Here is a 21,238-nt window from a genome sequence, read left to right as displayed (position 1 = left end):
TTGTTTGTCTTTTCTATACTTCTACTTCATTATATCAACCTTTTGAAAAATTCGTTTGCACCTCTTGAATTGGCCAATATCGTAAATCAACTTTACCGACAACTGTATCAGCCTTCACAAAGCCAAAGTGTCTACTATCCCAGCTCCCGAGGCGGTTATCGCCTATTACAAAAATAAACCCGGGTGGTACAAACTTTTCTTTTGTTAACTCTTCTAATGTAAAATCACCTGTTAGTTGCCTTCCATTTACCTCTTTCTTATACTTCTCTAAATAAGGCTCATCAATAAATTGACCATTTATATACAGCTTATCATGCTTATATTCAATATGGTCTCCAGGTAATCCAACAATCCGCTTTACATAGTCTTCTTTTTTATTTGCATGAAAAACGACGACATCGAACCTGTTCAAATCCCCTACTTGATAACTCACCTTATTTACAACGAGCATATTACCATCTTGCAATGTCGGCATCATTGACTTCCCCTCTACAACGTACGTTGAAAAGAAAAACGTTCGAAAAAATACAGCTAATAGTACACCAATTAAAATTGTTCTTATCCACTCTAGCCCTTCTTTTTTCAAAGTTTTCTTCATTCGCTTCTCCCCTCGCCCTTTAATAATGAAGCTTGCATTTATAAAGTGAAACTTAATCGGTGGGGGTTTTGTTCATCCCCCACCGATTATTAGTTGAACCAATCGGGCATTTACGGGCAGTTTGATCTCCCACCTAACTTCTTTGCTTCAGTCGAATTTTTTGGTGGGAGTTTTACTGCCCGTTAATGCGGGACAAAGAAGACTTTTCCTAATGTAGTTCTAACTTTACTTCAATTTTTTTACCGACATACCATAAAATAAAAATAACAATACCCACAATAACCGATTTCACCGGATTATGAATAAATGACACTAAATCATGACCGATATACGTTAAAATAAAAATCATAACAAGTTTTCCGAATGCTAATGCTAGTCCAAACTGTTTTACGCTAACGCGAGACAAACCAGCTACAACGTTTATAAGCGCAGATGGTGTAAACGGAAAACAAAATATAACAAAGATTGGCGCGAACCCTTTTCTTTCAATCCATCCCATCGCTTTTCGCACTCTCTCATGCTTATTTACAAAAGAAAAGAAACGACTTCGTCCAAAGCTGCGAATAATGAAAAATACAAGCATTGCACCAATTACTGACCCAAGCCACGAATAAAGAAATCCATACCAAAAGCCAAATGCAACAGCATTCGCCAACACAAACACAATGAGTGGTAATGCTGGAATGAGCGCCTCTATCATCGGTAAACCAATACCGAGAAGCGGTCCAAACGCCTTATAACTTTCAACAATATGATCCATATTTTCTGGTGAAAAATACTCTTTGATCGTTTGAAAATCCATTCTACACTTTACCCCTTTACTCTAATTACTAACTCAACTGTATCATCGCTTGAATGAAAGAGGAAATGGTAGATACGACATATGGAGATGTATTTATTAAAGTTTCCATATCTTTCGTTAGAATTCCTTCATTATTAAACTATGATAATCTTTCAATATTTGACAAGATGTTACATATTAATACGAACCTACACAATAGATTTCCCTTTATATTTTAGAAAACTGATAAATTACAAGTAATTTATTAAAATATAAAAAATAGTATTTTTCACATTTTTTATCAAACACGCACATTTAAAATCTGTTATACTTAATATTGCAATATATTATCAATTGGTTTTTAGGAGGAAATACTTTTGAAAGACACAGTAAAATTATTAAAATGGATTACCGGTGCTCTAGAGGCTTTACTCGGCATACCTGTACTTGGAGGAACTATTGTTGTTTCTTTACTTTGGTTACCACTTCTTTTCATGTTAGTATTACATATCGTCACTTTAGTATTAGCTAAAAAAGCTAATATGAGTGCTAACGGTAATGTTCTAGGAATTGTAACGTCTTGTCTTGCATGGATTCCGTTTGTAGGAATGATCATGCATATTTTATCAGCTATCTTCATTATGATGGATGCTGCTCGTAAAGAAGAAACTTATTAATATTTAAATGATATAAAAGAAGCTGTCCTAAAAGGTCGTTTAAAGCGACATTTTTAAGACAGCTTTTCCTATATTACACGTCTTCTTCCTTAACAAAATACACTTTCTCATACGCCGGTCTTAATGTTGATTCATCTCTTTTATCAATCTCTTTAAAGCAAGGGTTCCCTTGTTTTTTCTTACGGTCTTCATATTCTGTACGCAATTTCGCTGTGCGATTTTGTTGATTTTCAAAGCTACTTTTTGACATTTCTAGTTTCACAGCGAAACCATTTATAAATCTAATAATAAGATTTCCATCTTTTAATTCTTTATTACCTTCAATATGAAAATGAGACAACCACGCACACTCTTTTCGAGAATAAGAATACGTAGGGAAAAAATAAAGTTGATCTGTCGGGCTAATTGCGATAGGAGCTTTATGTGTAATACGAGTTAATTCCTTCGTTCCTTCTTTTCTTCCAAAGAAACTAGAACCGTGTTTCCGGCAACTTCTCTCTATAATATCAAGAGGCTTTTGAAATACGAAAAAAGAATCTTCCATTTCAACAATTCGCGTAACAACTTTCTTTTCTCCTAGAACAACAGGAAGTAAGGCCATTGTGTTTTTGCTTACAACATAGTTTTCGACATAACGTTCTACTTTACTTTCCATAGTCTACTGTCTGCTACTAAAAATATAGACAAATGTATATCCTTAGAGTATTCCTACTTCTATGTATCTTGTCTTCCACTGTAATAAATGTTTGTTTGGTTTTCACCACATCATTTACAAATAGACTTTACATATGCTAGTCGAGCATGTAGTTTTTGCACGCTAAGAATATTTTTATCTATATTCGCTCTTTTGTTAGTAACAGATTTTTCACCTCTCTTTTTTAAATTTTCGATTACTGTTTAATTACCCTTCTTCATTTCCCTTTTATAGTAGCACCTACGAAAAGGAAATGCTTTACATTCTACGATTCTTTACAAATACTTATAATAAATCAAATATAATATAAATCTATTAATAATAATATACAAATAATAATGAAACAACCTGTATAAAAAGAGGATTCTATATACGAAAAAAGAATTTATATCATTTATAATATGTTTAACACATTACATTTCCCATATAATTACAGAGATTAATTTTGCTATAATTAAAATATAAATCAAATATAAATCAAATATACGGAGGTCTCTCATGGAAGAAAAGCAAGATCATCCAACAATTCAAATGAAAAATAGTAGCATTGTTATCGTAAAAAATTCAGCGAGTATTATATTCGGTTTATTTTTTATTTTACTGTTCTTCGCGAAACCTTTTCGTAAATCTAAATGTCCAGAATGTAAGAAACGCGAAAAGAAAAAAGCTGTGAAAGAACACTAAAAGGCCTTCCTTTACGGAAAGCCTTTTTACATACTGATTATCCAGTTCATTGTTCTTCATATTCAACAAAAAAAAGGATGGCATAAGCCATCCTTTTTTCTATAATAAACTATAAAATTATAGTTTGATTACGTTTTTAGCTTGAGGTCCACGGTTGCCTTCTTCGATTTCGAAGCTAACTTTTTGACCTTCTTCTAAAGATTTGAAACCTTCAGTTTCGATTGCAGAGAAATGTACGAATACATCGTTTTCGCCTGGAACTTCGATGAAACCGAAGCCTTTTTCGTTGTTAAACCATTTTACTTGTCCTGTAACTGTCATAATTATTTCCTCCTACGAAAATACATTTTATTTAGTCTTCATGTATAAAAAAAGAATCCACACATTATCAAATTCGAAACATAAACTAGTTCTCACATACTTTTCCCCGTTTGTTTTCGGCACTTGATAATATATGGATTGCTTAATTTAATTATTCAACTGGTATTATCATAGCATACTTAAAATAGAATGTACAATCCTTTTTGAAAATAAAATTTCTAAATTTTAGTATTTCTTATACAATATAACCACACCTATTCTAATAAGGAGGCGTATATGACAGAAATAATCCCTGAAAAAACATTAAAGAGAATTGAAAAAGATATTGAAAATAACAATCTTGGAAAAGCAAAAGATAGATTACACGGATTAATCGCTACTTATCCGAATGAATTAGCACTTAGAAAAAAGCTCGGTGATATTTACTTTACATTACAATACCCAGAAATGGCTGGACGGTATTGGTATCTTGAAAAAGAGAAAACAGATGTTATGCACGCGGCATGTCTACAATTTGAAAAATCGATGGGAAACGACTCTTATCATATTGTACGTGCTTTAAAATTCAAAGGAGATCATAACATTATTACAGGACTATACACCGAACATCCTTTACAGCCATTGCAGAAAAAAGTGGTAGAGGAACTAATTGATGATTATGAAGAAACATGGAAAGACAAACTATTTACATGGGGCTGTCTAGCATTATTCGCATTCCTTCTTTTTACTGCTATCGTTGGTATATTCACTATATTAGATTGGATATTTTAAATAGAAGTAGATGCCTATAACAGGCACCTACTTCTATCATTATTTCGTAAACTGTTCTTCTTCTGTGGATCCTTTTAGAGCAGTCGTTGATGAAGTACCGCCCGTAATTACTTGTGCTACTTCATCAAAGTATCCTGTTCCTACTTCGCGTTGATGGCGCGTTGCAGAGTAACCATCTTTTTCTGCTGCGAACTCTGCTTGTTGTAATTCAGAGTACGCTGCCATGCCGCGCTCTTTATAACCACGCGCTAATTCAAACATGCCGTAATTTAATGAATGGAATCCAGCAAGCGTTACGAACTGGAATTTATAACCGTACGATGCAATTTCTTTTTGGAAGCTTGCAATCGTTTTTTCATCTAGTTTTTGTTTCCAGTTAAATGAAGGAGAACAGTTGTAAGCGAGTAGCTTACCTGGATATTTCTTATGAATTGCGTCCGCAAAGCGTTTTGCATCTTCTAAATTTGGCTCCGACGTTTCACACCAAACGAGATCTGCATACGGCGCATACGCTAAACCACGTGCAATTGCTTGATCAAGACCTGCTTTCGTACGATAAAACCCTTCTGGCGTTCTTTCACCTGTAATAAACTCTTGATCAACTGGATCGATATCGCTCGTAATTAAATCTGCCGCATCTGCATCTGTTCTTGCGACGATAATTGTTGGTACACCCATTACATCCGCAGCAAGACGTGCCGAAATTAAATTACGCACCGCTGTTTGCGTCGGTAATAATACTTTTCCGCCTAAATGCCCGCATTTTTTCTCTGAAGATAATTGGTCTTCAAAATGCACGCCAGATGCACCCGCTTCAATCATTCCTTTCATTAGTTCAAATACGTTTAATTGTCCACCAAATCCAGCTTCAGCATCCGCTACAATTGGGACAAAATAATCTGTATCACCGCTACCTTCCATATGCTGAATTTGATCAGCACGTTGAAGTGTTTGGTTAATTCGTTTTACAACAGCCGGTACACTGTTCGCTGGGTATAAGCTTTGATCAGGATACATATGTCCGGAAAGGTTCGCATCTGCCGCTACTTGCCAACCACTTAAATAAATTGCTTTTAATCCAGCCTTCACTTGTTGCATCGCTTGGTTTCCTGTTAATGCCCCAAGTGCATTAATATAATCTTCTGTATGAAGTGATTTCCAAAGCTTCTCTGCACCGCAGCGCGCTAACGTATGTTCAATATCAATCGATCCACGCAGACGAATTACATCTTCAGCTGTATATGGACGTGTGATTCCTTTCCAGCGCGTATCTAATTCCCAGCTTTCCTGCAATTTATCAATTCTTTCGTTTTTCATATGTTCCATCCCCTTTTCTTGTTTCTTATAAAATTTCATAACCAGGTAATGTTAAAAACGGCATGAACTCGTTATTACGAACAAGGTTTGTAAACAGTTTTGTAGCTTCTTCAAATCTCCCTTTCTTAAACGCTTCCTTACCAATCTCTCTTTCTATTTTTGCGAGTTCTTCTTCTTTCAATTCTTCCATCAATTTAAAAGTGATATTACGGCCATCACTTAGCTTTCCACCCTCATGACGAATCCACTGCCATACTTGTGCTCTTGATATTTCCGCTGTTGCCGCATCTTCCATTAAGTTATAAATTGGAGCTGCTCCTCTCCCGCTTAACCAAGATGCAATATATTGAATACCGACATTAATATTTGTGCGAAGACCACCTTCTGTAATCGTTCCCATCGGTACTTCTAATAAATCCTTTTCTGTTACATGTATTTCTTCACGCTTTCTAAAAATTTGATTTGGCGTTTTCATTATGTGATTAAATACTTCCATTGCAACCGGTACAAGTCCCGGGTGGGCAACCCAAGTCCCGTCATGACCGTCTAAAGCTTCGCGCTCCTTATCAGCACGCACTTTCTCGAAAGCCGCCTCATTTGCTTCTGGATCATTTTTAATTGGAATTTGCGCTGCCATTCCTCCAATTGCCGGCGCATTACGGCGATGACACGTTTGAATAACTTTCAAAGAATACGCGCGCATAAACGGCGCTGTCATCGTGACTTGCGCTCTATCCGGAAGTAAAAAAGTATTATGATTACGGAAGCTCTTTAAGAAACTAAATATATAATCCCATCGCCCGCAGTTTAAACCAGCAGAATGATCTCTTAGTTCATACAGAATTTCATCCATTTCAAATGAAGCATGAATCGTTTCTATTAACACCGTAGCTTTAATCGTTCCGTTCGGAATGCCGATATACTTTTGAGCAAATACGAAAACATCATTCCATAATCTTGCCTCTAAGTAACTTTCCATTTTCGGTAAGTAAAAGTACGGGCCACTTCCTTTTGCTAAAAGCACCTTCGCATTATGGAAAAAGTACAAGCCAAAATCTACTAAACTGCCAGACATGTTCTTACCGTCAACTTGCATATGTCTTTCTTCTAAATGCCACCCTCTCGGACGCACAATTAATACAGCTGTTTTACTATTTAAACGATATTCTTTTCCGTTTTCATTTTTATGTGAAATCGTTCCCTTACTCGCATCTCGTAAGTTAATTTGACCTTCGACAGCATTTCTCCAAGTTGGTGCATTCGAATCTTCAAAGTCTGCCATAAAAAGATGTGCTCCTGAATTCAAAGCGTTAATGACCATCTTTCTATCCACCGGTCCAGTAATCTCCACGCGGCGATCCTCTAAATCTTTTGGAAGCTGGGCAATTGTCCAATCCCCTTCACGTATATGCTTTGTTTCTTCTAAAAACTTAGGAAACTCCCCTGCATCAATTCTTTTTTGTTTCTCCACACGCTGTTGTAAAAGTTCCGTGCGGCGTTCATTGAAATTTTCATGTAGTTCCTTTAAAAAACTAAGCGCCTCAGGTGTCAATATTTCGTTGTACGCTGGTAACATTTCTCCAGGCAATGTAACCCGTGAAGTTTGCGTCGACATATTAGCATCCCCTTCTTAAACTGTTTTATAACAGATTTGATTTTATGTTTTATATTATATAACAAATATTCAGAAAAGGAAGTTTTTTTTGAAAATTTAACAGATTTTTTCCAAAGATATATTTATTTCAAGCAAAAAAAGAGCTGGTGTTGTATAACACCAGCTCTTTTTATAAATTATTGTTGCTCATCATTTAAAATTGCTCTATATAAGAATGTTGCATATTGTTCACGCTTTACACTCATAGACGGACCAAATTTATTTTCTCCTATTCCATTTGTAATATTATTTGTTTGTATTGCGCTAATTGCATTTTTTGCCCATGAATCTGCTGGAACATCATTAAAAGTATGAGGTCCCTTTGCTTCTAATTGAAAAGCATTCGTAAGAACCTGTGCCATTTCCGCACGTGTTAGCGTATCCTTCGGTCTAAAGTTCCCAGTTCCATCACCTTTTAAGATACCTACTTCTGTTAATACTAAAATTTCTTCTATGAACATTGTTGAGTTTTCATTAATATCTTTGTATGGATTCTCAAGTACGTCGCCTTCCTCAAACACGTCGCTAAAATCAATCGTACGATAAATTAAAGCCGCTACTTGCTCACGTGTTACATTATCACCAAAACCAAACTTCCCATCTCCATAACCATTAATGATTCCCCAGCCTGCTAGAGTGTGAATAGCTTCAGAAGACCAATGACCTTTGGGTACATCTTTAAATACAACAGAATTTGCCTGTTGTTGCTTCACAACTACTTCAGCATTTACTTTAGTACCTTCTGCACTTAATACAACTCCACCCATAATTGTTAAAGCCGTTGCTATTTTTAAAAACTTTTTCTTCACCGTATTTCCCCCCTAAAAACATACTTTTTTTCTACTATAAAGAATTAATAAAAAAGTATCAATATACTTATTTATATAAGTTTTGTCTAATTTGTGAACATTTTTTCACATACTTTCCTTTACACTTCGTTGATAATAAAGTTACTAAATAATATCTTTTTCTTATGAATTGTCACTTTAACACACCTATTTTTTTCATTTTTGGTAAATTCATGTTTTGCATTAAAATGAATAAATATACATGAATTACATAAAAAAAGCGCAAAACTTTTGCGCTTTTTTCAAAATAACATATTACTATAATTAAAATATTTTCACCTTACTATTAAACAACTTTTGAATTTCCGCTTAATACTTCTCATCTTTCAAATGAAAATTAATAATAGCCTTATATAAAAATGCTGCATATTGCTCACGTGTTACAAATTTATTTGGTTCAAATTTTCCATTCCCTGTCCCTATTATGACATTATTAGATTGCAATGCACTAATTGCATTTTTTGCCCAATAATTATTTGGTACATCTGTAAATGTATGTTTCTTCTTCACTTCAAATGAAAATGCTCGTGTAAGGACTTGTGCTACTTCTGCACGTGTTATCGTTTCCCTCGGTCTGAAATTCCCCTTCTCATCACCTTTAAAAATACCATGTTCTGTTAATGCTAAAATTTCCTTTGGAAACATTGTTGATCTTTCAGAAATATCTTTATACGGATTATGTAACGGTCCTTCATGTTTTATATTAAGTGCGCGATACAGTACTGCCGCCACTTGTTCTCGCGTTACATTATCGCCAACACCAAATTTCCCATTTCCATAACCTAGCATAACTTTATTATATGCAACGTCTATAATATATTCATATGCCCAATAGTCTACTGGAACATCATCAAATACAATCATTTCTGGATACTCTTCTGCTTTTATATTAGGAACATTTGCATTTAATAATAAACCACCCATAATAGTCGCCGCCGTCATTATACGCAACATTCTTTTCTTCATTGCCCTCTCTCCTTCATTTCCATTTCATTAAAATGGAAAATAATAGACTACATTCTTTTTCCATATTACATATGCTGTATTTGCAAATCTCATGTAATACATTCATTTTTAACATCTATTATTTTGAAGATTACTACTAAAGGGAAGCAAATTCGTCCTCATTTCAATTGGTATACCGAATCATAGACAAATTATTATGACGTACACTCTGTAAATCCTTCTTCAGTTTCAAAGGAATTACAATGTTGTACACTAACATATTCTATAAGATTTTCATTAAATCCTTTGCTTATAAAAACTTCATTTTTCAGACAAAAAAAGTGCAAATATTGTCCATTTGCACTAAAAAACATTCCACCTATTAACGTTAATGACGTAGATACTTTTAATCCCGGTAAATATTATGCTTCTGAGTACACTTTCACTCTTTCATCTCTCGGCTTCCAGAAAGTAAATGCCATTCCTACAAATATAAGGATAATCCCCACTACTTGCATACTAGTCGGTCTAAATCCGGTAAAGACTGTATCTAACAGTATTGCAACCGCAGGATCTAAAAACACTAATACCGAAATTAATCTCGTCGATAAATCTCTTAAACTGTCAAAAAATAAGTAATATACAAATCCCGTATGTATAAGTCCTGTTGCTGTGATCATCATCCAGTTCATCTCTGTTAATCCTTGAAACTTCCCGAAGTCTACGAATGGTAGCAATAAAAATATACCTAAAAACGTTTGTAAAAATGTCATCGCATATGCACTCGTATGCTTAATTCCTTTTCCGAGCAACGTTGTAAATGCATAAAATAAAGCTGCAAGAAGCGCCCACACCATTCCAGATGACATTAATTTCTCAAGCGACACATTGCCATCTACTCCAGCTATTAAAACTGTACCGATGAAACATATGACAATGGACAGCACCGCAAATGCTGTTAATCTCTCTTTAAATACAATACTACCAATCATTAATACGATGATCGGTGCAAGATGATACACAGAAATCGCAATTGTAATCGACATGACTTCAAACGCTTTAAATAAAAATACCCAGTTAAAAACGAGAAATACACCACAAGCTAATATTTGTATGGTCTCTTTTTTGTTCCATTTCTCATTTTTATATTGCCCTGTTACGAACCAACATAATGCTAAAAATACAGTCGCACAAATACAGCGAATAAACACTAATTCAAAGGAAGGTAAACCTGTTTGTACTGAAAAAAATCCAATCGATCCAAAAATAGACATCGATAGTATCATTTTTATTGCCGGCATTGATTTTGAATGAAACAATTTTCTCCTCCCCCTACAATCATCTGTTTATAAACTAAAAATTCTAAAAATATTACATATCATTATATATCACAATTGAAAAACTGTAAAAAAATTGAATGTAAAAAGTAGAATTCACACCAAATCTTCATAATAGAAAAATCATCCTTTATTTCTTATAAAGGATGATTTTTCTATTATTTATTCAGAGGAATTTCACTATATATAAACTTAAATATACTATTTTTGAAGAGTAAATTGTGAAACAATCTGCTTTAATCCTCCTGCTACGCTATGCAGATGCTCAATTGAAACTGAGATTTCTTGAACTGATTTTTCTTGCTGATGAATAGACTCTTTTACCCTATCAGTTCGATCAGATGATCTTTGAGAAATTTGAGCCATGTCTTCTGCAGAAGCAGAAATCTCCTCACTACTCGCTGCAATTTCATCTGTAGACATAGATACAGTTTGAATTTGATTAGATACTTGCTGCACTTTTTCAGTGATTTTTCCAAATACTTTTTCTGTATTCATCACTACTTGTGTACCTGCCTGTACCTCATTATCTACTTTCCCCATCATGTCTACCGTATGGTTCGTTGTTCCCATAACTTGAATAATAAGTTTCTCAATTTGTTTTGCAGAATCACTAGATTGTTCTGCTAATTTTCTTACTTCATCTGCCACAATTGCAAATCCTCTACCACTTTCTCCAGCACGTGCAGCCTCAATTGCGGCATTTAATGCTAATAAGTTAATCTGAGAGGTAATACCTTGCATAACATCAATAATTTTAACAATCTCTTCTGATTGTTCCTTCATAGTCTCAACTTGTTTGACACCGCTATGTACTGAATTTTGGATTGTATCCATCTGTTGAATCATTTGTTTCATTAATTTGTTACCACTCTCTGCATCTAATGCTGATTGAGCAGACAATTCATTTACAGAGGATGATGTATTCACTATACTCTGCATTCCTTGTGTCAACTCTTCCATCGCACCCGCAGTTTGCTCCATTGCTTGCATTTGACTCTCTGCACCATTTGCAACTTCTTCAATATCTATAGTGATTTTCTTCGCTGCACCACTAGATACTTCCGATGCAGATACTACTCCGTCTGTATGTTGGAATAAAAGCTGAATATTATTATCTACTTCTTGCATATTTGCTCTTAGCCCTGCAATCATCTCGTTAAAATCACTTACTAATAAGCCCAATTCATCTTTAGCATTATAATCACCATATACAGTTAGATCTCCTTCTTTTGCTCTTTCCATCATACGACTAACCGTTTGTAAAGGAGCAACTATAAGCTTGCTAATAATATAACTTACTATACATATAACGATTGTAGTAACTACTGCAAGAATGATAAAAGTAATAACGGACTGATCTATCATTTTTTGAGAATCTTTAAATACTTGATCAGCTAAGTTTGAAACATATGCTTCTAGATCTACCGCATAACTAGCTAACTCTACTCCCTTTGGTTTTAATTCCTTATGAAATTCGTTTACCAGCTGGGGTTCGTTTGTCACCTTCGCTTTTTCAAACAACTTTTTATATGTATCCATATAACTTGGCAAAGATTTCTTCATCTTCTGAAACAGTTCATCCTCTTGCTTACTTAAATTAACGCCATCATCATATTCTTTTAATAAAGAATCATATTTCTTTAGATCCTTTTCAACATTACCAATAATCCCCTCTTTATTTGTCCCCTCATTTTGTGACACTGTAATTAATTCTAGTAAGTTATATTCTAGTGAATTTTGTGTACGAAGCATCCCTTCTAATAAAATTGCTGAATTTTGATAATCATCTACGACAATTTCCGTATCATACTTAATCTGATTAATTGAATTAACTGCTACACAACTCATAGTTATCATTCCCAAAACTGCTAATGAGATAAGCGAGAACAATTTATATTTCACTTTTAAATTTTGTAAAAAATACATTTTTCCACCTTTATTCCTTTATATATAGATTTTTAGAATTTTATAGTTTATTATTTACAAAATCACAATAAAAAGCAATGATAAATATTCCCATTCTCAAACCTATATTTTTATAAAAGAAAGAAGTAGCATAATCGCTACTTCTTTCTTTATTTTTTCTGTTTTTCATATTGTTCAAACGTATGAATTCTTTCGAAAATTGGTGGATGTGTATATAAGAAAAACTTCACTAACGCAGGCGGATTCACTTGGCTTAAGCTCGTTTTTGATAAATATTGAAATGTTTTCACACCTGATTTTCCATCTTTCGTCATATCTAAAGCATATTGATCTGCCGCGCGTTCTTCTATACGTGAAACATAGTTTGTTGCTGGCTGTGATGCAAAAGATAATAACGAGGAAATTAAGAAAAACAAAGGTAAAATTGAGAAACATGCCACTTTTGAAATTTGCAGCGTATCTCCCCATTTTCGAATACACATATTTAAAATACGACTAATTAAATACATACCTACAAACGATAACAAGACATAACTAGCAACGCCCCAATATATATGTTTCATAACATAATGTCCCATTTCATGGGCCATTATAAATAAAATCTCTTTATCTTTTAATTGCTTAAGCGTTGTATCCCACATTACAATACGGGCGTTAGGGCCAATTCCTGTTACATATGCATTTAACGAATTCGTTTTTTTCGACATATTTACTTCATATACGTGTTTAGCAGGAATGTCAGCTTTGTCTGCCATCGCTAAAATTTTCGTTTCTAACTCTTTATTTTTCAGCGTCGAGAAATCGTTATAAAGTGGATCAATAATAACAGGTTGCACAAACGTTAAAAAAATCGTAAACGGAACAGAGAGTGCCCATCCTGCTAGCCACCATCTCTTCGGGAATTTACGGATGAGCCATAATAAAACCGTAACAATGAGGAACATAGTCGCATAGTTTACCCAAAAATCGATGACGTGATCTTTAATCCAGCTTTGTGTACTTTGCGTTGAAATGCCGTAATTAACGGATACTTTACGGCCGATCCATTGCATCGGTAATGCTAGTACCGTTGTAAGTAATGATAAATAAAAGAAATAAATCGCAACTTGTAAGACACTTATTTTAGTCGTTTCCTTCGACCATTTCTCAAACTTTTTTGAAATACCGAGTACGAGTACAAATAATAAAATAATCCATTCAAGAGGCGTCGCTAAAAAGTACAGTAAATTTTTCATACGCGAATAATCTTGGCTTAACATAAGCTCTTTCGCATTCATAAAGGTTTCTGGATCTGCACTCGTTCCTTTATACATGTCCGGAATGAGTTCATGATTCCATCCAAATAAATACCAATATATAAATAACGCAAACCCAACGTACAAAAAAAGCGACCACCCAATAACTTTCTTCACGTTATTCCCTCCTCTATGCTGCCTGTCTATTATTATTGTAAGTTCGTACATGCTAAATTAGAACAAGCTTATTATGAGAATTGCTCGAGAGCCTTCTACTTACATAAAAAAACTCTTCTACATAAGAAGAGTTTCACCTACCTTTAGACACTTTATTCGGTTCATAATCTGGGATAAGAAATGCACTTACAAACCGCCTTTTAGATAAAATAAAGAGCCTCTCCTTAAGGAAGTACATCTATTAACAAACTAAAATCTTGCAAAGAAAAAGAACTATATTTCATAATACCTTGTACAGTTAAAAGTAAAATAAGACCCATCACACACATATAATTAATACTTTCTTCATGCTTTTTCTCAGCAACTACTCCGCCACTTATACATAATACCCCTAATAAATGGAGTGCTAAATACATAAAGAAATAAGCTTCCTCCCAGCGAAGAATAACATTGACTGTCGTTATCAATACTAAACTAAGTAGAATCAAATAAAAAAACTTATTTGATGATATTGTTTCATTCATATAATTTTATACATTCCTTTCAAATTTCGAATTAATGATGTTTCATAGCTATAAAGTAAATGATTGTTTTCATGCCATAAAACAAAAGGAAAGCCCCCATTACTTTCTCGAATACTTTATGAACCCACATATACTTCTCTTCATTTTTTGTGAAGATACGCTTCATCATTGCTTCTACAATAAGACCAAATATTATTAAAATCCCTAATACAATAAGAAGAGAAATAATATTTTCTTTTAAATGAGTACTAGAAAATAAGTAATACTCTGGAAACACAATCGTATCTACTACAGGTTGTAACCAATGACAAACGCTTTTATCACACATATCTGTAAGAGACGTAGACTCTATAATGTCTTTCAATATTTTTTCAAACGTTTTCTTAATCTCATTTATCTCCCACTACATCTGCAAAACTCTTTACCTGCTCTGTATATATAACTGGCACTTCTTTACTCCAGTATTTGCGGTTAACAAATAAAAAAATGAGTACTAAATTTAATCCTGTTATAAAAATAATAAGTCCTGGAAAGAACGTCGTATAGTTTGAGAAATCTGCAAAACTCATGATCTTTTCTCTACTTACTAGGAAAGATGCACAGAGTACAAATGTATTGTTTAACATGTGTATCGCAATTGGCATGAGTAAGCTTTTCGTACGAATATATACGATTGATAATACGATACTAAATACGGCGGCACCAAGAAAATCGACATGTAATATCGCAAATAAAAGTGCCACTGCAATCATCGCTACACTCGTTCCCCATTTCGCAGCAAAGCGCTGAAGTAAAAATCCACGAAAAACAAATTCCCCAATAATAGGCGCGATAAATACAACCATAATAAATTGATATACATATCCCCCGGTACTATCTATAATCGGTTCATGCAAGGCATTCATAATAAAATCTGGTGTAATCCATGCAAAGCTGTACATGTACAAAATAAGATAGCCGTAACTAAACATACAAAGCATAATCGCGATGTACAAAACTTGCACCAAGTTAAATGTTTCATTTTTATTAACAAATAATGAAAATGAAACACGGTGCTTTCTATACTCATAAAAAATCCATGCAATCGGAAGGATATAAAATATAAGTATATTTATAAAAGAAGAATTTTGTATATAAAATGTACTTTCTAACAATTGCCCACTACTTCTCGCTACTAAAATTAATAGTGCAAATACAATTAAAAAATATCTAGCTCGCATCATTTGAAACGGATTCACACTCATCTCCTCCCCTATGTTACTTTTATCATATCATTTGATTCTTAATTTTTTGTGAAAGAAAACCTTAAATTTTCCTTAAAAATTCCATATGTTACAAAAAGATGATATGATATTCGAGGAAATTAAGGGGGATTCTTATGTATCAAGCAAATATATTACTCGTCGATGATGAAACAGCAATTTTACAACTACTAACTACCATTCTTGAAAAAGAAGGTTTTTCTCATATTACAACTGCAACATCAGCTGAATTAGCTTTATCTCTCACCCAGCAAAACAATTACGATTTAATTATTTTAGATGTCATGCTTCCTGGACAATCTGGTTTTGATATTTGTCCGATTATTCGCCAACAAACAGATTGTCCGATTTTCTTCCTATCAGCGAAGACATCTGATTTAGATAAAATATCTGGATTTTCATATGGTGCAGATGATTATATTACGAAGCCATTTAATCCATTAGAAGTCGTAGCTCGTATGAAAGCACAACTTCGAAGACATATGAAACAAACCGTACCACACGAACAAAAAGCACACTCCATTTCATTTGGAAGATTTGAAATTGATCAACATTCCGCAGAACTTACAGTAAATGGACACGTTGTCGAATGTTCCGCTCAACTGTTTCAACTACTACTCTTCTTTTGCGAGAATCCGAACTACGTATTTTCGAAAGAAGAAATATACGAAAAAGTTTGGGGAGCACCAGCCTATAATGGCGATGACAATACTGTTATGGTTCACATTCGAAAACTACGTGAAAAAATTGAACAAAATCCAAGTAATCCATTGTACATCAAAACGGTTCGTGGACTTGGCTATAAGTTCGTTACAAAGTAGGGTGACGATATGAATCTTAATAAACGGCTTATCATCCAATTTATACTGCAACACGTTTTTGTTTTAGTTACATTACTTATTGCTGTAGTCGCTGCTTTCACTTATTTAATTTTTCTTGTTACTAGCATTTCATACGAACCTAATATTCCGGATTCTGATAGTTTTACAATTTCAAGATATATCTCTTCAGAGGATGGCGATATTACGTTAAAAACGGAAGTAAAAGATTTAATTAAAGAGAAAAATGATTGGATTCAGATTGTAGAAGAAAACGGAAAAGTCCTCTATCAATTTAATACACCAAGTGATGTCCCAACTTCTTATACAAAAACATCTTTACTCGCACATATACAGAATCATATAGAAAGCCCTTATACATTTACATATTGGGAAATTGAAGTAGAAGAAAAGAACGTACTTGTTATTTACGGCGGTATGTTAAAAAGTAATGCATTATTAAAAACCATTCAGAAAGAACACCCTTCTGTATCTACAGATTCATTCACATTAACGGAACAAGAAAAACAGTTACTCTCTAAAGAAAAAGCAACACTGCAAATATTTAATCATAATGGCGAAGAGGTTTTTTCCTATCCAACTGGAAAGAAAAAAACACTTTCAACAATACAGACTGCTCTTAACGAAAAAGAACCGTGGAATCATAAAGAAAACACGTCTAGCTTTTACGATGCAAATAGTGGTCAGCTTCTCGTCATTACAGCAAAAAATGAACGCTACTACCCAGATGACGAAATTGAGGATGTATTTACTAAGAAGTTTCTAATCGGATGCGGATTAATCCTTCTTATCGTCTTTGTTTATTTAGTCATTCTATCTATTTGGTACGGAAATAAGTTTGGGAAACCGTTACTACACGCAATGCGTTGGCTTAAAAATATCGCTGGCGGAAAATATGAAGAACCTGTTAGTAAAAAAGGAAAACCAGTTCGATTCAGGCGATCCGGTAAAGAAAAATGGTCATTTCGCTTATTTAGAGATGTTACTAGTTCACTAGAGCACCTTTCTATTACACTCAAAAAAAATGATGCGATGAGGCAAGTACTGCAGCAAACACGTGAAGAATGGATTACTGGTCTAACACATGATTTAAAAACACCGCTTAGTTCTATATACGGCTATGCATTATTATTAGAATCGAAGCAGTATAATTGGACTGATCAAGATATTCAACAATTTGGCCTTGTAATGAAAGAAAAGTCACAATATATGACTACATTAATTGACGACTTAAGCTTAACGTATCAATTAAGGAATAATGCCCTTCCCGCACAGCATGTAAATGTTGAAATTAACCAATTCGTTCAAAAAATACTACTGCAATTTATTAATAATCCAACGCTGCAAAATCAAAATATTGAATTCGTACCAAGTTCAAACAAAATCCAATATTTCATTGAAGAAAAATGGTTCCAGCGTATTATCGAAAACCTACTCGCAAACGCTGTAAAACATAATAATGAAACGACAAACGTAATCGTAAAACTTTCGCAAAATGTAAATTCATTTACACTATCTATTTCAGATAACGGAAAAGGAATGGACGATAAAACAAAAGAGCTTCTATTCGAGCGATATTACAGAGGGACGAATACAGAAGAAAGCAACATCGGAACTGGACTTGGCCTCGCCATTACGAAACAGCTCGTTCATGCCCATAACGGAACGATTTCCATTGATAGTGAGCTTGGACAAGGAACGACGATTATACTTGTATTTCCGTTTAGTTCATAGGAAAAGGTGCTATATAAAAGTACCTTTTCTTATATTTTCTCTTTTCTGAGCAGGGTGCTAGTAACTGAAATTATATCGTACACAACTCTCATTATATCGACGTTTCGACAAAGGATATCGACTTACCTACAAAATACGAAAATAGTAGCAGCCTATTAATAAGAGAAGACCGTCCAAAAATACCTTTTGGACGGTCTTTCTTTCTTTCTATTATTTCTTCTTCACCGGTATCCAAAGCTCAACTTGAGCGAACTCACTCTTATCTGCATGGCAACGCTCATCGTATTGTTCAAACTCTGTAACTCCGCAATGTTCATATCCTGAATGCGGGAACCATTCTGAGAACACTGCATTCCACGTTTGGTGAATAGACGATACCATTTCTTCATGAGGAACTTTCGGCGTTGTAAATACTGCATACGTTGCGGATGGGAATGTACGCTTTGCAATTGCATTTGGTACATTTTCAAAATCTGTAACTTCCATTCCAATAATATAAGTGAAGTCCCCTGTTTCTAAATTAAAATCAGTACATAATCCAAGCTCTACCCATTGGCTCGTATCTTTACGATTCGGAATCGTCGTTCCAAGATCTTTTTGTAAATATTCTTGCCAAAAGGCCGGGATATCTTGATGATTTTTCCCCTCTTTACTCGTCGTCTTCAGCTCATAACCCGCCATTAAAAATTCTGGTTTATTTACAATACGATATTCCATTTGTATGCCCCCTAAATATGGATTTAATTTTCTTTGTTTTACATTCACTCTATAATACATTGGTGTTTCAATTTCTTGTTTTCGATATTCACTTGGTGTCATTTGAAATAATTTTTTAAAGGCTCTCGTGAACGTCTCGTGAGATTGAAAGCCATGCTCAAATGCGACATCAATAATTTTTTCATCCGTATGAGAAAGTTGATAAGCTGCCCGGGCTAACCTCCTCTTTCGAACATACTCCATTACCGTATCGCCTACTAACGCCTGGAATACACGATGAAAATGCGATTCAGAAAAACATGCAATGCAAGCTAAATTACGCAGCGTTTGCTTTTCCATTACATCTTCTTCAATATAATCAATTGCCCTTTGAATTTGAGTTTCATAGCTTTCCACCTCTGTTCACCCGCCTTATATGTATTATGATAAAAGAGAATCTTATCCAATTCTTGACGTTTTTTACTATAATTCCATAAAAAATTGTAACTTTTTTATATGTATTTCGTTGTTATGTATGAAGGGAGGGAAATGTAGTGAAACGCAAACAATCATTAGAAGAAATTTACTCAGAGCATATGCAAGATTTATTTCGCTATCTTCTCTCCCTAACCGGAGATCCCCACCACGCTGAAGATCTCATGCAAGAAACTTTTTACCGAATGCTCGTCCATATTGACTATTATAAAGGAGAAGAAATTAGGCCGTGGTTATTTACAATTGCCTACAATGCCTTTATTGATTGGTACCGAAAAGAAAAGAAGTATAAAACAACGCAAATTGAAGAATTCCATTTACCAAACGTGCCAAGTACAGAGCACTCTTATTTCGTAAAACATGAGATTACTAGTTGGTTACAAAGTATATCCTCACTTCCGCTCGAAAGACGAAATGTGTTACTACTACGAGATTACTACGGATTCTCCTATAAGGAAATAGCAGAAATGACGGAGCTCTCCTTAGCGAAAGTGAAAATTGAATTACATCGCGGACGAAAAGAAATGAAAAGCATAAAGGAGTGATACAGATGGGATGTGCAGAGTTTAAAAAACTGTGGGAGAAATATGAAACAGGAATGCTCACACATGATGAACAAGAACAGTTAGAAAGTCATATTGAAACTTGTGAAGAATGTGAAACTCACTTAGATGAACTGTTAACAAAAACAGAGCCAATTAAGAAAAAGTTACCGCCAAAAGATCTTAAAATTCCTTTTTGGAGAATTAAGTGGAAACATCGGTTACAGATGCTTGGTTTTATACTAGTAATTTGTATCGTTATATATATAATCGGCGGGGTATTATCTGCCTTTTATTTTCAAGCTAATAATGATAAAAGGCTAGAAGAAATAAGAAGTGTGCCTTCTCTTGCACTTGAAGCAACTATCCCAAACAGCCGTGTTATGGGAGGCGGAACAAGTGTAGAAGCTTTTTTCCGTACAAACAGCAGCTTTGATTTAGTAAGAACCGTCGGTAAAAAAGAAATGCCACTCGGTACAATAGAAACAAAAAGCTTCTTATCATCTGTAGATATCACGAAGCAAACTTGGATGAATCCGTTCTATCAACCACAACTCTTCTTTGTTCATCCCAAAACAGAGCAGGGTGATTATTTAAAGGATTCCTCAAAAAAAGTATGGGATACACTTGCAAAAGTACATGATGGAACCGTTGCAGAAGTAGCAATTTCTTTTGATAAAGCTTACACTTTAAAAGAATTAGAACCGCTTTTATATAGCATATTTGAAGCACAAGAACTCCCTCCAACTCCTGTATGGTACGCTTTAGATACAGGACAAGAAAGAACAAATGTAGAAGACTATATTCTACATGGCGGGGAAGCTATAGGATTTCCAGAACATGTAAGATTCCTAGATAGTAACGCAGACAAGCACAAAACACCAGAAGATCAAGTAATCGAAATGATGCGTATTCTTTCTATCCATAAAAAAACGGTAAGCAAAATAGCAGCGCTTCCTGAGAAAGAACTAAACTTAGATAAACGTTATAAATATGTAAAAGATAACGGCGTAAAAGTATATGGCATTGTCATTACCGGTCCGTCGAAAGAGTTATTAAAATTACAAAACTCCCCGCACGTACGTTATGCAACTCTTGGAGATATTGAGATTTGGAATTGGTTTGATTAGTGGAAATGAAAAGGTTGTGTAGAAAACAGCAGCTATTTTCTACACAAC

At 34.4% G+C, this 21,238-nt stretch carries 22 protein-coding genes and 2 pseudogenes; 7 read left to right on the top strand and 17 right to left on the bottom strand.

Translation table 11 applies throughout. From position 1 onward, the window contains the following. Positions 1 to 34: 34 nt before the first annotated feature. Together lepB and ACFVQC_RS10365 are read right to left on the bottom strand one after the other, a co-directional pair. Positions 35 to 598: a signal peptidase I gene (gene lepB / locus ACFVQC_RS10370; protein ID WP_002149908.1), complete on the bottom strand. Its 564-nt coding sequence runs from the start codon at positions 596 to 598 to the stop codon at positions 35 to 37. Positions 599 to 806: 208 nt separating this feature from the next. Next, positions 807 to 1,400: a TVP38/TMEM64 family protein gene (locus ACFVQC_RS10365; protein ID WP_002149909.1), complete on the bottom strand. Its 594-nt coding sequence runs from the start codon at positions 1,398 to 1,400 to the stop codon at positions 807 to 809. Positions 1,401 to 1,756: 356 nt separating this feature from the next. Between ACFVQC_RS10365 and ACFVQC_RS10360 the strand changes: the two genes are divergently transcribed. Next, positions 1,757 to 2,056 carry a hypothetical protein gene (locus tag ACFVQC_RS10360; protein ID WP_377898304.1) on the top strand — a complete coding sequence of 100 codons (300 nt, stop codon included), beginning with the start codon at positions 1,757 to 1,759 and terminating at the stop codon, positions 2,054 to 2,056. 73 nt (positions 2,057 to 2,129) lie between these two features. Here ACFVQC_RS10360 and ACFVQC_RS10355 read toward each other — a convergent pair whose 3' ends face one another. Both ACFVQC_RS10355 and ACFVQC_RS10350 read right to left on the bottom strand, forming a co-directional pair. After that, positions 2,130 to 2,711 carry a competence protein ComK gene (locus tag ACFVQC_RS10355; RefSeq protein WP_098786132.1) on the bottom strand — a complete coding sequence of 194 codons (582 nt, stop codon included), beginning with the start codon at positions 2,709 to 2,711 and terminating at the stop codon, positions 2,130 to 2,132. 70 nt (positions 2,712 to 2,781) lie between these two features. Further along, a pseudogene (locus ACFVQC_RS10350) lies at positions 2,782 to 2,944 on the bottom strand (RNA-guided endonuclease TnpB family protein); the annotation flags it as partial. A 304-nt stretch (positions 2,945 to 3,248) separates the two neighbouring features. Here ACFVQC_RS10350 and ACFVQC_RS10345 point away from each other — a divergent pair. After that, positions 3,249 to 3,434, top strand: a complete 186-nt coding sequence (locus ACFVQC_RS10345) for a hypothetical protein (protein ID WP_002011281.1) — start codon at positions 3,249 to 3,251, stop codon at positions 3,432 to 3,434. Between the two features lie 117 nt (positions 3,435 to 3,551). Here the strand turns inward: ACFVQC_RS10345 and cspA are convergent, their stop codons facing one another. Beyond that, positions 3,552 to 3,755 (bottom strand): RNA chaperone/antiterminator CspA, encoded by a 204-nt coding sequence (gene cspA, locus ACFVQC_RS10340; protein WP_000218989.1) that lies wholly within the window; start codon positions 3,753 to 3,755, stop codon positions 3,552 to 3,554. Between the two features lie 276 nt (positions 3,756 to 4,031). Between cspA and ACFVQC_RS10335 the strand changes: the two genes are divergently transcribed. Next, complete coding sequence (locus tag ACFVQC_RS10335; protein WP_377895012.1) at positions 4,032 to 4,526, top strand: DUF6584 family protein; 495 nt, start codon at positions 4,032 to 4,034, stop codon at positions 4,524 to 4,526. A gap of 39 nt (positions 4,527 to 4,565) precedes the next feature. Here ACFVQC_RS10335 and aceA read toward each other — a convergent pair whose 3' ends face one another. From aceA to ACFVQC_RS10285, 11 genes and pseudogenes are all read right to left on the bottom strand, one after another. After that, a complete protein-coding gene (gene aceA / locus ACFVQC_RS10330; protein WP_002149914.1) occupies positions 4,566 to 5,843 on the bottom strand; it encodes an isocitrate lyase in 1,278 nt (425 codons plus the stop codon). A gap of 25 nt (positions 5,844 to 5,868) precedes the next feature. After that, entirely contained in the window at positions 5,869 to 7,458 is a 1,590-nt protein-coding gene (aceB, locus tag ACFVQC_RS10325) for a malate synthase A (RefSeq protein WP_377895010.1), read from the bottom strand. A gap of 176 nt (positions 7,459 to 7,634) precedes the next feature. Beyond that, entirely contained in the window at positions 7,635 to 8,306 is a 672-nt protein-coding gene (locus ACFVQC_RS10320) for an S-layer homology domain-containing protein (RefSeq protein WP_002149917.1), read from the bottom strand. A gap of 348 nt (positions 8,307 to 8,654) precedes the next feature. Next, entirely contained in the window at positions 8,655 to 9,311 is a 657-nt protein-coding gene (locus ACFVQC_RS10315) for an S-layer homology domain-containing protein (RefSeq protein ID WP_002158931.1), read from the bottom strand. Between the two features lie 401 nt (positions 9,312 to 9,712). Then, complete coding sequence (locus tag ACFVQC_RS10310) at positions 9,713 to 10,609, bottom strand: DMT family transporter (protein WP_377898303.1); 897 nt, start codon at positions 10,607 to 10,609, stop codon at positions 9,713 to 9,715. A 219-nt stretch (positions 10,610 to 10,828) separates the two neighbouring features. After that, on the bottom strand, positions 10,829 to 11,620 hold the full coding sequence (locus tag ACFVQC_RS30220) for a methyl-accepting chemotaxis protein (RefSeq protein ID WP_407707571.1): 792 nt from the start codon (positions 11,618 to 11,620) through the stop codon (positions 10,829 to 10,831). Positions 11,621 to 11,776: 156 nt separating this feature from the next. After that, a pseudogene (locus ACFVQC_RS30215) lies at positions 11,777 to 12,556 on the bottom strand (MCP four helix bundle domain-containing protein); the annotation flags it as partial. Positions 12,557 to 12,705: 149 nt separating this feature from the next. Continuing rightward, a complete protein-coding gene (locus ACFVQC_RS10300) occupies positions 12,706 to 13,968 on the bottom strand; it encodes a M48 family metallopeptidase (RefSeq protein WP_377898302.1) in 1,263 nt (420 codons plus the stop codon). Between the two features lie 224 nt (positions 13,969 to 14,192). Next, positions 14,193 to 14,492 (bottom strand): hypothetical protein, encoded by a 300-nt coding sequence (locus ACFVQC_RS10295; protein WP_377898301.1) that lies wholly within the window; start codon positions 14,490 to 14,492, stop codon positions 14,193 to 14,195. A gap of 31 nt (positions 14,493 to 14,523) precedes the next feature. Further along, positions 14,524 to 14,880, bottom strand: coding sequence for a hypothetical protein (locus tag ACFVQC_RS10290; RefSeq protein WP_377898657.1), 357 nt, complete (start codon positions 14,878 to 14,880; stop codon positions 14,524 to 14,526). A gap of 1 nt (position 14,881) precedes the next feature. Beyond that, positions 14,882 to 15,730, bottom strand: a complete 849-nt coding sequence (locus ACFVQC_RS10285) for a CPBP family intramembrane glutamic endopeptidase (protein WP_377894999.1) — start codon at positions 15,728 to 15,730, stop codon at positions 14,882 to 14,884. A gap of 140 nt (positions 15,731 to 15,870) precedes the next feature. Here ACFVQC_RS10285 and ACFVQC_RS10280 point away from each other — a divergent pair, with 140 nt between their 5' ends. Both ACFVQC_RS10280 and ACFVQC_RS10275 read left to right on the top strand, forming a co-directional pair. Continuing rightward, positions 15,871 to 16,575, top strand: a complete 705-nt coding sequence (locus ACFVQC_RS10280; protein ID WP_377898300.1) for a response regulator transcription factor — start codon at positions 15,871 to 15,873, stop codon at positions 16,573 to 16,575. A 9-nt stretch (positions 16,576 to 16,584) separates the two neighbouring features. Continuing rightward, positions 16,585 to 18,327 (top strand): ATP-binding response regulator, encoded by a 1,743-nt coding sequence (locus ACFVQC_RS10275; RefSeq protein ID WP_377898299.1) that lies wholly within the window; start codon positions 16,585 to 16,587, stop codon positions 18,325 to 18,327. A 210-nt stretch (positions 18,328 to 18,537) separates the two neighbouring features. Here the strand turns inward: ACFVQC_RS10275 and ACFVQC_RS10270 are convergent, their stop codons facing one another. Beyond that, the gene (locus ACFVQC_RS10270; protein ID WP_377898298.1) at positions 18,538 to 19,440 is read right to left on the bottom strand and encodes an AraC family transcriptional regulator; all 903 of its coding nucleotides are present in this window, start codon (positions 19,438 to 19,440) and stop codon (positions 18,538 to 18,540) included. A gap of 137 nt (positions 19,441 to 19,577) precedes the next feature. Between ACFVQC_RS10270 and ACFVQC_RS10265 the strand changes: the two genes are divergently transcribed. Both ACFVQC_RS10265 and ACFVQC_RS10260 read left to right on the top strand, forming a co-directional pair. Further along, positions 19,578 to 20,063 carry an RNA polymerase sigma factor gene (locus tag ACFVQC_RS10265; protein WP_377898297.1) on the top strand — a complete coding sequence of 162 codons (486 nt, stop codon included), beginning with the start codon at positions 19,578 to 19,580 and terminating at the stop codon, positions 20,061 to 20,063. Positions 20,064 to 20,068: 5 nt separating this feature from the next. Further along, the gene (locus tag ACFVQC_RS10260; RefSeq protein ID WP_377898296.1) at positions 20,069 to 21,190 is read left to right on the top strand and encodes an anti-sigma factor; all 1,122 of its coding nucleotides are present in this window, start codon (positions 20,069 to 20,071) and stop codon (positions 21,188 to 21,190) included. Positions 21,191 to 21,238 lie beyond the last annotated feature (48 nt).

It is taken from the genome of Bacillus sp. NPDC057893, from assembly GCF_042796455.1.
In the GTDB taxonomy this organism is placed as follows: Bacteria; Bacillota; Bacilli; order Bacillales; family Bacillaceae_G; genus Bacillus_A.
Note: the sequence above shows the minus strand (reverse complement) of the source record. Positions and strands in the feature narration are given on the sequence as shown.

Coding starts and splice junctions, on each gene's coding strand:
- lepB (WP_002149908.1), bottom strand. CDS start 598: ATGAAGAAAACTTTGAAAAAAGAAGGGCTAGAGTGGATAAGAACAATT.
- ACFVQC_RS10365 (WP_002149909.1), bottom strand. CDS start 1,400: ATGGATTTTCAAACGATCAAAGAGTATTTTTCACCAGAAAATATGGAT.
- ACFVQC_RS10355 (WP_098786132.1), bottom strand. CDS start 2,711: ATGGAAAGTAAAGTAGAACGTTATGTCGAAAACTATGTTGTAAGCAAA.
- ACFVQC_RS10345 (WP_002011281.1), top strand. CDS start 3,249: ATGGAAGAAAAGCAAGATCATCCAACAATTCAAATGAAAAATAGTAGC.
- cspA (WP_000218989.1), bottom strand. CDS start 3,755: ATGACAGTTACAGGACAAGTAAAATGGTTTAACAACGAAAAAGGCTTC.
- ACFVQC_RS10335 (WP_377895012.1), top strand. CDS start 4,032: ATGACAGAAATAATCCCTGAAAAAACATTAAAGAGAATTGAAAAAGAT.
- aceA (WP_002149914.1), bottom strand. CDS start 5,843: ATGAAAAACGAAAGAATTGATAAATTGCAGGAAAGCTGGGAATTAGAT.
- aceB (WP_377895010.1), bottom strand. CDS start 7,458: ATGTCGACGCAAACTTCACGGGTTACATTGCCTGGAGAAATGTTACCA.
- ACFVQC_RS10315 (WP_002158931.1), bottom strand. CDS start 9,311: ATGAAGAAAAGAATGTTGCGTATAATGACGGCGGCGACTATTATGGGT.
- ACFVQC_RS30220 (WP_407707571.1), bottom strand. CDS start 11,620: ATGCAAGCAATGGAGCAAACTGCGGGTGCGATGGAAGAGTTGACACAA.
- ACFVQC_RS10295 (WP_377898301.1), bottom strand. CDS start 14,492: ATGAATGAAACAATATCATCAAATAAGTTTTTTTATTTGATTCTACTT.
- ACFVQC_RS10280 (WP_377898300.1), top strand. CDS start 15,871: ATGTATCAAGCAAATATATTACTCGTCGATGATGAAACAGCAATTTTA.
- ACFVQC_RS10275 (WP_377898299.1), top strand. CDS start 16,585: ATGAATCTTAATAAACGGCTTATCATCCAATTTATACTGCAACACGTT.
- ACFVQC_RS10260 (WP_377898296.1), top strand. CDS start 20,069: ATGGGATGTGCAGAGTTTAAAAAACTGTGGGAGAAATATGAAACAGGA.